Genomic DNA, 12,624 nt, shown 5'->3' on the forward strand with positions numbered 1-12,624 from the left:
TCTTTCTTTATTATAAGAAAAATATCAAAAAAATGCGACTAGATAGCTGAAATAAAAATAATTCTTTCTATCAAACTGTTGGACAAAAAGCGCTTGGATCATAAATGGAAAACCAATTTTTATAAGTCATGATTGTTCTCTAAATATTTTTCCCAGGCTTCGTCAAAAATATCCATGGATGGCAAATAGTCGACATTCAATTCTAGATAACTAGAAATTTCTTCGTAGCTAGAGCTGTGCTTAGGGAATTGGATATCTTTACCGGCTTCTGTAGCAAAAATAGATAAAGTATCGTGTACACCACCGCCTCGCAGTGTCATTAAATAGTGAAAAAAGCTTCGATTCACCCTTCGTTCCTCCAATTTTCTTCAATAAAGGCAGCCCGGCGTGCATGGTTTCTTTTAAAATTTTCAGGATGCTTTTTATAATACTCTTGATGGTTTTCTTCTGCTAGATAAAATGGTTGGGCTGGTTCGATTTTCGTAACGATTGGCTGTTCGAAACGTCCACTTTCAGCTAATTGTTTCTTACTTTTTTCAGCAATGATCCGTTGTTCTTCTGTCAAATAAAAGATGACCGGACGGTAATTGTCGCCGCGATCCTCAAATTGTCCAAAAGCATCAGTCGGATCCGTTTGCTGCCAGTAAAGTTCTACTAACTGTTCATATGAAATCAATGTTGGATCATAGATAATCTCCACTGCTTCCGTATGTCCAGTCGTTTGGCTTTTTACTTGTTCATAAGTTGGATCTGGTACGTGTCCTCCAGTATATCCTGACATCACTGTATGAATACCAGGAAGCGTATCGAAAGGTTGGATCATGCACCAGAAGCAGCCTCCTGCAAATATTGCTCGTTCCATTATTATTCCTCCTCTAATACTATTCATTTGATGTTTTTTTGTTCTCTTTTGTTTTGCTTTCAGTACTGCTGTTGCTAGTTTTGTTTGTATTTGAGTTGTTTGAAGCATCAGAGGTATCTTTTGGCAAATATAGACTAAATCGAATGTCATCATTTACTAAGTCGATTTTATCTGCTTTAATATACATCCCGTTTTGCATCCGGAATTGATCCAATCTAAGCATGATAGTCAAATCATCTGTATTAACTTCGATCCAATCTGGCAATTTATAGTTTCTCTTGATCATATTCATCACATCTTTAATTGGCAAACTTAATGTTCCAATAGAAAGACTTCTAGCTTTTAGTTGGACATTTCCATTTTCCATCACATAAGGATCAAAATATAAATAGAAATTGATAGGAAAACCTAATACTTCGAAAGTACCATTGAGCAGTGCTTCATTTTCCAAATAGAATTTATATTCGATATCACTATCTTTTTGATACTCACTAAGGAAAAAGCTAATGATTTGATTGACTTTTTCTTTATTTGAATTGATCGTGAGGACAGGATCGCCTTGCCTTTCCGTGAGGGCAGGTATTTCTGGGAGTTCTGGTTCCCGATTAGCAAAAATACGGCTACCTAAAAATACTGTCGAACCGAGTACTACCCCAAGAAGGATAAGAAAGGCGACTTTCCAGTAATTCGTTTTCTTTGCTTTGTTTGAAGTTGCTCCAGATCTTGTTTTCATGTTTTTTAATCGTCCTCCTTCTCTAGCCATTGGTTTTGTGTCTCGATCAGCTGATCTCTCACTGCATTTGCCATCAATTGATAACCTAAATTATTCGGATGGAAATGATCTTCTTCGTAAAGCACATTGTTTTTGATGCCATTTAGATTTTCTGTCGTGCTAGTTGTTTGATCTGTGCCTTCTTCTGTGACACCTACTTCCTGATTCAATCCTTGATAAAGCAAGTCGTTGATTGGGATAAAGTAGCAATTCGGCATTTTTTTCGTCACCGTTTCTGTTCCTTTGTTCCAATTATTAACGATGGTCTGCATGTCAGTGATTTCAGGAAAGTTCAAATAAAATGGATTGTAGATGCCTAAAATATAAATTGGCGCGGTTTTATTGAGGGATCGAAATTCTTCCAATAGTTCTGTGACATTTTCCTGATAGTTTTTCAGCGGTTTTTTAAAGGAATTGACCGTTAACCCGAACAAATTATTTTGGATAACTTTCATCAAATCATTTCCGCCAACAGTCAGCGTGATAAAATCAGCTGTTTTGATATTGTTTCGAATTTCTTCTTTTGTTTTTACTCGCTTTAAGATCTGGTCACTTCGTTCACCATTTACACCATAGTTTTCTGTTTCAACCGCAGTCAAATTATAACGGTCTTTTAGATCATTTGCGACAAGGGGAACGAAGCCTCCTTGTTTGGTTTGATCTCCGACTCCTTCAGTCAGCGAATCTCCGATAGCTATGTAGTGAAGTTTTTCTTTTTTATTTGGATCTTCTCTCACAGTAGTTACTGGTTTCATCAGAGGGCCAGCTTTCGGTATGGAAGCAGCTAGACCTGCATAGATGATGATCGCAATTAATAATGGGAACAAAACGAGGAGCAAATGTCGTTTCGTTAATTTCATCTTTTCACCTCTTGTATTCGATTGTTTCTAATGTTATCAAAAATTTTATCAAAAAGGTAGTCTTTATGAAAAAAGAAAATAATTATTTTCCTATTTTTACAAAGAAAAAGAGAATAAGCTAAAAGCCTTGCAGGCTGAGGGCTTATCCTCTTTTTGACTAGTCTACGTAATACATGATTGCAAACGCGTCTTTACCAGTATGCGTAGCGATAACCGGATTCGTGTGCAGTACAGGGATATGCATATCCGGAAATAATTCTTGCAGACCTTCTTTGAATTCTTGTGCCAGTTCTTTTGCATCCGCATGTGAGATGCCGATTTGCCGCACATTTGGCAATTCTTTCAGTTCGTTTTTCAAATTATTGAACCATTTGTCGAACGTTTTCTTTCCTCGCCCCTTCGTTACAGGGATCAATTCAGAGTGGGCGAAATTCATCACCACGCGTATGTTCAAAACACTAGATAGTAAACCAGTCGTTCGGCTGATTCTTCCACCTTTTACCAAGTTGTCTAGTGTGGAAATTCCGATGTATAATTTTGTATTATCTTGTACTTTTTTGACTTCTTCAAGGATTTCCTCTACTGATTTACCTTCTTTTGCTAATTCAGCTGCTCGAATTACCTGAAACGATAAACCTTGGTCAGTGGTATCACTGTCGATAACCGTTACTTTTGTTTTTGTTAAATTACTAGCTTGTCTTGCTGCTTCTACTGTTCCACTCAAGCCTTTTGTCATGTGGATCGAAATCACTTCACTGCCGTCTTCTCCTAACTCATCATACATTGAGATGAATTCTCCAATCGGTGGTTGGCTGGTTTTTGGCAGATTTTTTGCTTTCGCCATCATTTCCATAAATCTTTCACCGTCTAATTGGTCATCATCCGGATATACTGTTCCGTCAATCATGATGGATAGCGGCATGACACGAATGCCTAAAGCGTCGCGTATGTTTTTTTCCATCGTACATGAAGAATCTGTTACGATTTTTACGTTTGTCATTATTTTCTCTCTCTCTTTCTTTAACAAGATGCCTTATTCATGTTAAACTACATGTAAGACAAATTCTATTTTTAGTATAACAGACAAATAATGATTTTTCATTAATTACACCTAGTAAAGGAGCCGTTTTCATGGAAAAAACGAAATTTAATCGAACGTATGAAATATTAAATGAAGTGTTTAATGCAGTTACCCATGGAATTGGGACTGGATTGAGTATCGCAGGACTAGTGATTCTTTTGGTAAAGGGTGTCCACTTACATTCCTCTCTCCATATTGTCTCTTATGCTATCTATGGATCGATGATGATTCTTTTATTTTTAACGTCTACTTTGTTTCATTCATTGATTTTTACAAAAGCAAAAAAGGTGTTCCAAGTATTTGATCATAGTTCGATTTTTCTTTTGATTGCAGGAAGTTATACTCCTTTTTGTTTGCTGAGTATCCGAGGATGGCTAGGTTGGACTTTATTTGTATTGATCTGGTTGTTTGCGATTCTTGGCATTATATATAAAGCGTTGACGTTGCATAAACGGGAGAGAGTATCAAAAGTATCTACGATCATCTATATTTTTATGGGGTGGCTCTGTGTCGTGGCTGCTGTTCCTCTTTATCACTCTCTTGGAATGACTGGTGTTATTTTGATGGTGGCAGGCGGCCTTTCTTACACGATAGGCGCATTCTTTTATAGTTTGAATTCTATCCGCTATATGCATGTTGTTTGGCATTTGTTTGTTATGTTAGGTGCAGGTTTTATGTACTTCTCTGTTTTATTCTTTACTTAATAAAAAAAGCTATTGATGGGTCAGCTCTAAATAAAAGCTGTTCCATCAATAGTTTTTTTATCGTCTATTCGCCTGTCCCTTTTTTTAAAGGGTTCTCATTACGCTGATACGTTTCAAATTGATGCGGGTAACGATTTTTTTCGTCTATTTCTCCTTGACTCGTATTGATCAGTGACCAATCAGACCAGTCAACAGGTGGAAAATAAGCATCTCCATCAAATACATGATGGATGACTGTCCGATATAATATCGTACAAAATGGTAGAAATTCTTGATAAACAGCTGAACCTCCAGCGATGAAAAAAATACCGTCTGTTTCTTTTTCCAAGGCAAGCACTTCTTCTACACTATGCATAACATGCACGCCTTCTGCTGTATAGGAAGGATCTCTAGTCAAAACAATCGTTTGACGATTCGGCAACGGACGGCTGCCCATCCCTTCGAAAGTTTTACGTCCCATCACTAATGTATTTGCTTCTGTCATTTGTTTAAAGAATTTCAGATCATTTGGCAAACGCCAAGGAAGACGGTCTTCTTTTCCAATCAATCCGTTTTCGTCCTGTGCCCAAATTGCAGCTAACATTTTCTCATCCTTTCTGATTTTAAACAGCGATAGGCGCTTTGATCGTTGGATGTGGGTCATATCCTTCTAACTGGATATCTTCCATCTCAAAATCAAATACTGACTGCTTTTCCTGATTCAAAGCTAAAGTTGGAAATGCGCGTACTTCTCGGCTTAATTGTTCTTTCATTTGTTCGATATGGTTGATATAAAGATGAGCATCTCCTAACGTGTGAACAAATTCTCCCACCTCTAAACCTGTTTCATGTGCAATCAAGTGAGTCAACAACGCATAACTTGCAATATTGAACGGAACACCTAGAAAGACATCCCCGCTACGTTGATACAATTGGCAGCTTAACCGTCCCTCTTGCACATAAAATTGAAACATCGTATGGCAAGGAGGCAAAGCCATGCTAGGAACATCTTCTGGATTCCATGCAGAGACAATCAATCTTCTAGAATCAGGTGTCTTTTTGATTGCTTCGATCACTTCTTTGATTTGATCGATAAAACCGCCGTCTTTTGTCTCCCAGTGCCGCCATTGATAACCGTAGATGTGACCAAGATCACCGTATTTCTCAGCAAAGGAATCATCTGTTAGGATCCTTTCGCAAAAAAGTTTGCTCTGCTTTTTGTATTCTTCATTGAATTCAGGATCTGTCAAACTTCTATGTCCAAAATCAGTCATATCTGGTCCGTTATAATCTGTACTTTTGATATAGCGTTCAAATGCCCACTCATCCCAAATATGGTTTTTATTTTGTAATAGATAGCGGATGTTCGTATCTCCTTTTAAAAACCAAAGCAGTTCGCTTTTGATCAAGCCAAAAGGTACTCGTTTCGTTGTTAACAAAGGAAACCCTTTTTGCAGATCAAACCGCATTTGGTACCCGAATAAACTTAACGTGCCCGTGCCTGTTCTGTCTTCTTTACGATGTCCTTCTTCCAACAATTTTCTTCCTAAGTCAAGATACGCTTGTTCCATCCCTTTTCCTCCTAATCTTCTGCCCATTCACTCAAATATTCCCAACGTGCCATTTTTTCTTCAAGTTGTGCTTCTGTCTCAGATACGTCGTTTTGCAATTCCTGTAACCGAGTGAAATCATCTCCTTGATGATTCATCTCTTCTTGGAGCAATGAGATTTTTTCTTCAAGTTCTGCAATATCCTCTTCAATCGTTTCCCATTCTTTTTGCTCCATATAAGATAATTTTTTCTTTCCAGCAGGTTCCTTGCTCTGTGTTTTTGGCTTCACTTTTTCCGCAGGCTGCTGGAGTTCTTTTTGCTTCAGCAAATAACTGGACATGTTTCCATAATAAAGTTCTTGTTTTCCGTTTCCTTGGAATACCAAGAGCTTATCTGCTACCTTATCCAAGAAATAACGGTCATGGGAAACAGTGATCACAGCACCTGGGAAACTTCTGAAATAGTCTTCCAAAATCGTCAATGTTGCTATGTCCAAATCATTGGTCGGTTCATCCAATAATAACACATTGGGTTGTTGGATCAGCAGTTTCAACAAAAACAATCGCCGTTTTTCTCCGCCCGAAAGTTTGCCAATCAGTGTCCCATGCATAAATCTCGGAAATAAAAATCGTTCAAGTAATTCTGCTACCCCGATTTGACTGCCATCAGCCGTTTTTGCTTCTTCAGCAGCTTCTTGCAAGTAAGCAATCATCCGTTTATCTGGTGCCATTTCTTCATTTTCTTGTGTATAATACGCAAGCCGAACCGTTTCACCGATAGAAATTGTACCGCTATCCAGAGGAATTCTGCCAGCTAGAATATTAAGCAATGTCGATTTCCCTGCCCCATTTTTACCAGTAATTCCTAGCCTTTCCCGAGATTGAATCAGCAAATCTAAATGTTCTAACAGTGTTTGGTCATTTATACGGTAACTGCCATCTTTGATTTCCAGTACTTTTTTTCCTAAACGTTGTGTCGCTAGATTCAATTCTAAGTCATCTTCTTGGTTTACTTGATATAAATTCTCCTTTAGATCTTCGAAACGGTTGATTCGTGCTTGCTGCTTGGTACCGCGAGCCTGCACTCCTGCCCTCATCCATGCTAGTTCTTGCTTATAAAGTCGCTTGCGCTTTTCTTCTTGTTCTACTTCTACACGATCACGTTCTGCTTTTTCTAAGACGTAAGCTTCATAATTTCCTTTGTACTCGTATAATTTTCCAAATGAAAGTTCGAAGATTCGGTTTGCTACTCGATCTAGAAAATAACGATCGTGGGTAACCATCAATAGGGCGCCACGGTATTGTTTCAAATAATTTTCCAACCACTCGATTGCTTGATAATCCAAATGGTTTGTTGGCTCATCTAGTAATAGTAAATCGGGTTCATCAATCAGCACTTGAGCTAAACTAACGCGTTTTTTCTGACCACCCGATAGCGTATTGATTTTTTTATCTAGTTCACTGATTCCTAATTTTTGCAAAATAATCTTCGCATTGGTATCTGTGGTCCAAGCATCTTCTTTATTCATTTGTTCTTCTGCTTTAGCATAACGTTTTTGCACATTAGGGTCTTCTCCATTTTCCCCTAGTTCGATCAATGCTTCCTCATATGCTCGAACAGTTTGGATCAAGGGACTGTTTCCTTGAAAGACTGCTTGGAGAACAGTTAGTTCATCAGAAAATTCAGCTGCTTGAGAAAGGTACCCTATACGGTAATCAGTTGGATAAAACACTGTTTGCCGATCGCCATCGCCGCTATCGATACCAGCAATAATATTTAAGAGACTTGTTTTACCCGTCCCGTTCGTCCCAATCAACCCGATACGGTCTTTTTCGTGGATCAAAAAAGAAATCTGGTCAAACAAATCTTTTTCACCATAAGTTTTTTTGAGGTCAGTTACTTTTAATTCTTTCAACGTGTTCCCTCCTTATCTTGGATATTGTATCATAAAAATAGTGAACTTCAGGAAAATTTTTTTCGAATTTGTTCTTTTTGTGTTCCAAAAAAAGAACAGGACCGATCCGATCCTGTTCTGACATGTTTTGTTTTTATCGTTCTTGAAAATCTATTTTTTTATTTCGTTGCGCTCGATTTTTTTGACTTTGCTCGAAACGCAAATCGGAAAGAAAAGTTATCTGACGGTTTGTTCATCGTATAAGATTCTAACAAATTGATATTCCTACGGTAGCTATTCGCAGAAAACGTCGTGATTTTCTCAGCAACTTCGTATTCATCAATGATTTTTCTTTCAAGATAATAACCTCTCAGCATTTTTTTCGTAAACAGGCTATCTTGCTGGATCATCCACGAAGAAATCAAATTCCCCGAGCTCATTTTTATTCCCTCAAGTTTGCGTTGCTGGATAAAAAATTGAAGCATCGTTTCATCATAAATATCAGTCAAGTTATCTAAACTTTCAATAATCAATTGGGTATTTTTTTGATATGTCTCCCTGATTTCTTGGATATCTTCATCACTAATAAATGTCTGACGATCCGCATACCTTCTTTGCCAAAACATTTTTGGATGGAGAACGATTCGCATCAACCTACGGACAACAATGAACCAAAAGCCGATAAAAGATAAAAATTGACTGGTGATCGAATGTTCGAACCGGGAAAGAAAACGGGAATAAAAGCGATAACCATTAGAAGAAAGTTTACCCGAACGATAACTTTCATCTAATCCGTCGCGTTCGATCGACAAAATCAGCGCTTGTATTTCTTGTACTTCTTGCTTTTCATCATCGGTTAAATCTTCCAAGTACAGATCACGTATTCGTTCCTGGTAATTTTCTATCACTGCTTCAGTGGCTAAAAATTCTTTTGTATCACGATCAATTTCCTTTATTTCTTTTCGCAAAACTTCAACGACCTCTTCTAAGATCATCAAAGCATTCAAATCCGTGCTTTTCGCTTCCTCTGTTTCCGTCAGCATAGGCAAGACAATGATCCCTATGACCAAAGTCACTAAGATGACACCGGCCGTCAGAAACAAAAGTAAAGATCGCTGGTAAAACATCATATTATTGATTGAAAAGGGCAAAATAAAGATCGTAGCCAAACTGACTGTTCCCTTTACACCGCCAAATGTCAAAATCAAGATCTCGTTCAACTGTTTTTTGAACTTTTTACTGCCATCTTTGAATACATAAAAAAGACTGATGGAAATGAATCTAATCACAAAAAGCATAATAGAGATCAATACGATAATCGCTAACAAAAGACCGTTTGGATATAAACCGTCTCCCCATACCGGCGAAAATACTTGTGTCAGTTCGATTCCTAAAAATATAAACACTAATGCATTCAGTGTAAAAGCAATAGTTGTCCATGTACTGTGGGACAAACTCGACAACTCTGCATCAAACACGGTGATTTTCCTAAAACCAGAAGCTTGGAGAATACCTGCTGCCACTGCAGCAATGATCCCAGATACATCAAATGCCTCTGCCAATACATAGGCTAGAAAAGGAAGCAAAAGTTCGATCAGCAGATACCCTGTGACATCTTGTGCCGATGCTTTTTCAATCAAATGGATTATTTTTTGTTTGAACCAGACAAGCAAAAAACCGATCAAAGCTCCACCAATACTGGAGACCACTAAACTCATCCCAGCATTTACTGCGGAAAAAGAACCGGTGATCAGCGCACCAAGAGCAAACTGGAAGGCAGTAACACCAGATGCATCATTCAACAGGCCTTCTCCTTCTAAAATATGCATTGCTTTCTTAGGGATATTCACCCGTCCAGAAAGCGAACTGACTGCTACCGCATCTGTCGGACCTAACGCTGCCCCAAAAGCAAAGCAGGCAGCAAGAGGGACACTTGGCAACAGGAATGACAACGTCGCACCTACGCCGACAAGGGTCAAAATGACTCCGCCAAATGCCAAGAACAGAATCGTCCCGAAATTTTTGAGAATCGAAGAAATATCTGCTTTTTCTCCTTCTCTAAATAATAATGGTGCAATGATCATAACCAAGAACAATTCAGGTTCAAAATCAACTGATTGTCCCCACTCTGTCAGACCTAATACCACTCCAAGGAAAATTTGAATCAGTGGAGCTGGGATCATTGGCAAAATGCGGCTAGCTATGTTCGATAAGGTGATCGTTACTGCAAATACAATAACTAACTCAGCAAATTCCATCGTCCATCCCCTTTATTTTTTATTTTGTGTAAGCATTTTTAAAAATTGTTCTTTTTTCTTTAAAATTTTGGTTTCAACTACTTCAACTTGTGTTTGATTTCCCTCTAATTCACACTGTACACGTTTTGACTCCAAACGAAGCAGATCATGTTTCAGACGTTCCAACTGACGATACATCAATATATTTCTTTTACGCAACTTACAAAGTATTTGACGGCGGTCATCCATCGAAAGGGCGCCATAGCGATCATGCAACAGTTTTTTTTGTTGTTCAAAACTTTCTCTCATTTTCTAGATCTCCTATACACAAACTTCCATCATTATAGCAAAGTTCTCTTTGAATGAAAAATATTTCATTGTTTCATCGTTTATTGCTAGTTAGAAATTTCCATAAATTTTTCAACGCCTCATTCTATTCCAAATAGTCTCATATATCAAGTAAAACTTAAGAAAGATAAAAGTTTCTAACAAAAATAATGTTTGTTTTTTTATCATATCCTCCTTGTTCCTTTGTCACAACAAAAAAAGACTGTGACAAAAGTCTTGTCGCAGCCCCTTATTCTGAATAAATGGTGTTCTAGAGACAGCCTATCAGCCATAAGGCACGATTTTGTAAAATATGGGAAGCTATTTTCAACATCACTTCTTATCGCTCTTGTGGTTACTCGTCGCAATTTTTTTTGTTAGAGTTCTCATTATCACTCAAGGCTGAATGTCTCTTTCACAACCTCATTTTTGCGTAAAATCAATTTATTCGAAAAATTCTCCGTATACATCTTCTACTCGTTGATCTGGGTTGATCACGATGTACAAATTACCTGTTTTTTCGCTGATTTTTGTAGATTGGTATTGATTGTCTAATCCTTCTGTTCCTTTATCTAGATATGGGAAGTATACAAGATCAGGTGTTCCATTGCGGTAAAGGATTTCCATTCGTTCGATATCTTCGTATTTCAATGCACGATTAAACATGCCCATTTCTAGTCCACCTAAGTTGATATCATGTGTCGCAACTGCATCTCCTTCATGGAAGATTTCGATTTTAAATCCGGCACATGGATGGATTTCAACAAATTCACTGCCATTGATCCGTCCAAAACTTGTTGTGATTTGTTTGATCCAAAGATCGCCGATGTGACGGCGGTTAATCGTCCATGTTTCTCCATTTCTAAAATAAAATTTTAGCGCTGTCATTTCTTTACTCATTAAAAAGACTCCTTTATGATGTAATTTATTCTTGTACTTCCTCAGTTTAGCACAAATTTATGTAAGTGGTCACATTTTATGTTTTTTCTTCTAATGACGTATCTGCCCAGTTTAAGTAGCTAGCCAAGCTGAGCAGATACAGTCTAGCGTTTTTTAAATCAATTTTTCTTTCGATAAAAAATCCAAAACCTGTTTTTTATCATTTTCTATTCTTTGTTCTACGACAGCTTTTTCAGCTGATTGCAAAGCTTCACTAACCCACTTACCAGGTTTTTTTCCACTTTCTTCCAGCAAGATTTTACCATCTACAGCTAATTCGCTTAATGACTTGATAGGTAAACGATCATAGGATTCTTCTACGACATCCATCTGTGGCGTTTCATCAAAATAAGTCATTAATTCTTCTACTTGCAATGCATGGTCTTTGCCTAAGAAGTATAATTCGAACGGTTCTAAAACTCCAGTTTTTCGTTGACGCAGTCCTTGAACAAGTGCTTGGACATCCTTGATCATTTGATTAGAACACTTCCACGATTTCAAAAAGGAGCGGATTTCATTTTCTTTTAGATCCAGTTGACTGATTAATAATGTCCATGCTTGACTCTCTTCTTTCAATGGAACGGAAGGTAATTCAGCAAAGCGTAAAAGTGCTTCACCTTCTTCTCTCAAACCAGGGCAGCAAATATAACATTCTGTTTCAATGAATGCATGGATTCCTGCAGACCGTTCATTTCCCAAAAGCATCTTGATGAATTCCACATTTATACGTTCTACAGATATTTTGCCTAGTAGCTCGTGGTTTTCTTTGATGGCGTAGAAGGTTTCTTCCTCTAATTTGAATCCTAATTGACTGACAAAACGCAACCCGCGCATCATTCGCAAGGCATCTTCATGGAACCGCTCATGAGGATTGCCTACAGCTCGCAAGATTTGTTCTTCTAAATCTTGCAGGCCATCGAACAAATCGATGATTTCGCCGTCTTCTTTCAAAGCAAAGGCATTGATTGTAAAATCTCTTCGTTTTAAGTCTTCTTCCAACGAACGAACGAATTCTACATGATCTGGTCTACGGTAGTCCTGATAAGTTGACTCCGTCCGAAATGTGGTGATTTCATATTGTTCATCGTTTTCTAATACCAATACAGTCCCGTGTTCGATCCCGATATCTATCGTTTTTGGAAAAAGCTGTTTGATTTCTTCTGGAAATGCGCTTGTTGCGATATCCACATCATGGATCGGCTGGTTCAGCAAGATATCACGAACACTTCCACCTACAAAATAAGCTTCATATCCTGCATTTTCTAACTTTTTCAGAACTGGAATTGCCTTTTGGTATTCCAGAGGTAATTGTTTTAATTTCATTTTTCCAACCTTTCCTGTGTGTTTCTTGTACTGAGATAAGTACTCAGTTGCATGATGCCTGATTGATACGTCCGTTTTAGCGGCTTCAAAGCACA

General features: G+C 37.9%; 13 protein-coding genes. 1 reads left to right on the plus strand and 12 read right to left on the minus strand.

What is annotated here, in order from left to right:
• Positions 1 to 119: 119 nt before the first annotated feature.
• The 5 genes from A5816_RS06635 to A5816_RS06655 all read right to left on the minus strand — a co-directional run bounded on the left by A5816_RS06635 (position 120) and on the right by A5816_RS06655 (position 3,494).
• The gene (locus tag A5816_RS06635; RefSeq protein ID WP_002290200.1) at positions 120 to 347 is read right to left on the minus strand and encodes a YozE family protein; all 228 of its coding nucleotides are present in this window, start codon (positions 345 to 347) and stop codon (positions 120 to 122) included.
• On the minus strand, positions 344 to 862 hold the full coding sequence (gene msrA / locus A5816_RS06640) for a peptide-methionine (S)-S-oxide reductase MsrA (RefSeq protein WP_038398835.1): 519 nt from the start codon (positions 860 to 862) through the stop codon (positions 344 to 346). Before msrA ends, A5816_RS06635 begins: the two co-directional genes overlap by 4 nt.
• Before the next feature lie 19 nt (positions 863 to 881).
• Positions 882 to 1,595, minus strand: a complete 714-nt coding sequence (locus A5816_RS06645) for a YpmS family protein (RefSeq protein ID WP_010732777.1) — start codon at positions 1,593 to 1,595, stop codon at positions 882 to 884.
• A 5-nt stretch (positions 1,596 to 1,600) separates the two neighbouring features.
• Positions 1,601 to 2,494 (minus strand): SGNH/GDSL hydrolase family protein, encoded by an 894-nt coding sequence (locus A5816_RS06650; RefSeq protein ID WP_086310989.1) that lies wholly within the window; start codon positions 2,492 to 2,494, stop codon positions 1,601 to 1,603.
• 157 nt (positions 2,495 to 2,651) lie between these two features.
• Positions 2,652 to 3,494 (minus strand): DegV family protein, encoded by an 843-nt coding sequence (locus tag A5816_RS06655; protein WP_002309576.1) that lies wholly within the window; start codon positions 3,492 to 3,494, stop codon positions 2,652 to 2,654.
• Between the two features lie 131 nt (positions 3,495 to 3,625).
• On the opposite strand from A5816_RS06655, the gene A5816_RS06660 reads away from it, so the two are divergent.
• The gene (locus A5816_RS06660; RefSeq protein ID WP_086310990.1) at positions 3,626 to 4,279 is read left to right on the plus strand and encodes a hemolysin III family protein; all 654 of its coding nucleotides are present in this window, start codon (positions 3,626 to 3,628) and stop codon (positions 4,277 to 4,279) included.
• Positions 4,280 to 4,343: 64 nt separating this feature from the next.
• Here the strand turns inward: A5816_RS06660 and A5816_RS06665 are convergent, their stop codons facing one another.
• The 7 genes from A5816_RS06665 to A5816_RS06700 all read right to left on the minus strand — a co-directional run bounded on the left by A5816_RS06665 (position 4,344) and on the right by A5816_RS06700 (position 12,529).
• Complete coding sequence (locus A5816_RS06665; protein WP_002290193.1) at positions 4,344 to 4,862, minus strand: dihydrofolate reductase; 519 nt, start codon at positions 4,860 to 4,862, stop codon at positions 4,344 to 4,346.
• A 19-nt stretch (positions 4,863 to 4,881) separates the two neighbouring features.
• Positions 4,882 to 5,829: a thymidylate synthase gene (locus tag A5816_RS06670; RefSeq protein ID WP_086310991.1), complete on the minus strand. Its 948-nt coding sequence runs from the start codon at positions 5,827 to 5,829 to the stop codon at positions 4,882 to 4,884.
• Positions 5,830 to 5,840: 11 nt separating this feature from the next.
• Positions 5,841 to 7,724, minus strand: coding sequence for an ABC-F family ATP-binding cassette domain-containing protein (locus A5816_RS06675; protein WP_002290190.1), 1,884 nt, complete (start codon positions 7,722 to 7,724; stop codon positions 5,841 to 5,843).
• Between the two features lie 158 nt (positions 7,725 to 7,882).
• Positions 7,883 to 9,961 (minus strand): sodium:proton antiporter, encoded by a 2,079-nt coding sequence (locus tag A5816_RS06680; protein WP_086310992.1) that lies wholly within the window; start codon positions 9,959 to 9,961, stop codon positions 7,883 to 7,885.
• 12 nt (positions 9,962 to 9,973) lie between these two features.
• Positions 9,974 to 10,249, minus strand: a complete 276-nt coding sequence (locus tag A5816_RS06685) for a hypothetical protein (protein ID WP_002290188.1) — start codon at positions 10,247 to 10,249, stop codon at positions 9,974 to 9,976.
• A gap of 462 nt (positions 10,250 to 10,711) precedes the next feature.
• Complete coding sequence (locus tag A5816_RS06695) at positions 10,712 to 11,167, minus strand: hypothetical protein (RefSeq protein ID WP_002290187.1); 456 nt, start codon at positions 11,165 to 11,167, stop codon at positions 10,712 to 10,714.
• A 153-nt stretch (positions 11,168 to 11,320) separates the two neighbouring features.
• A complete protein-coding gene (locus A5816_RS06700) occupies positions 11,321 to 12,529 on the minus strand; it encodes a CCA tRNA nucleotidyltransferase (protein ID WP_086286101.1) in 1,209 nt (402 codons plus the stop codon).
• Positions 12,530 to 12,624 lie beyond the last annotated feature (95 nt).

Source organism: Enterococcus sp. 3G1_DIV0629, from assembly GCF_002141285.1.
GTDB classification, from domain to species: domain Bacteria; phylum Bacillota; class Bacilli; order Lactobacillales; family Enterococcaceae; genus Enterococcus_B; species Enterococcus_B lactis.

Excerpts from the sequence above, each read along its gene's own strand:
- A5816_RS06645 (WP_010732777.1), bottom strand. The coding sequence starts at position 1,595 with ATGAAAACAAGATCTGGAGCAACTTCAAACAAAGCAAAGAAAACGAAT.
- A5816_RS06680 (WP_086310992.1), bottom strand. The coding sequence starts at position 9,961 with ATGGAATTTGCTGAGTTAGTTATTGTATTTGCAGTAACGATCACCTTA.
- msrA (WP_038398835.1), bottom strand. The coding sequence starts at position 862 with ATGGAACGAGCAATATTTGCAGGAGGCTGCTTCTGGTGCATGATCCAA.
- A5816_RS06665 (WP_002290193.1), bottom strand. The coding sequence starts at position 4,862 with ATGTTAGCTGCAATTTGGGCACAGGACGAAAACGGATTGATTGGAAAA.
- A5816_RS06670 (WP_086310991.1), bottom strand. The coding sequence starts at position 5,829 with ATGGAACAAGCGTATCTTGACTTAGGAAGAAAATTGTTGGAAGAAGGA.
- A5816_RS06650 (WP_086310989.1), bottom strand. The coding sequence starts at position 2,494 with ATGAAATTAACGAAACGACATTTGCTCCTCGTTTTGTTCCCATTATTA.
- A5816_RS06685 (WP_002290188.1), bottom strand. The coding sequence starts at position 10,249 with ATGAGAGAAAGTTTTGAACAACAAAAAAAACTGTTGCATGATCGCTAT.
- A5816_RS06700 (WP_086286101.1), bottom strand. The coding sequence starts at position 12,529 with ATGAAATTAAAACAATTACCTCTGGAATACCAAAAGGCAATTCCAGTT.
- A5816_RS06660 (WP_086310990.1), top strand. The coding sequence starts at position 3,626 with ATGGAAAAAACGAAATTTAATCGAACGTATGAAATATTAAATGAAGTG.
- A5816_RS06655 (WP_002309576.1), bottom strand. The coding sequence starts at position 3,494 with ATGACAAACGTAAAAATCGTAACAGATTCTTCATGTACGATGGAAAAA.
- A5816_RS06695 (WP_002290187.1), bottom strand. The coding sequence starts at position 11,167 with ATGAGTAAAGAAATGACAGCGCTAAAATTTTATTTTAGAAATGGAGAA.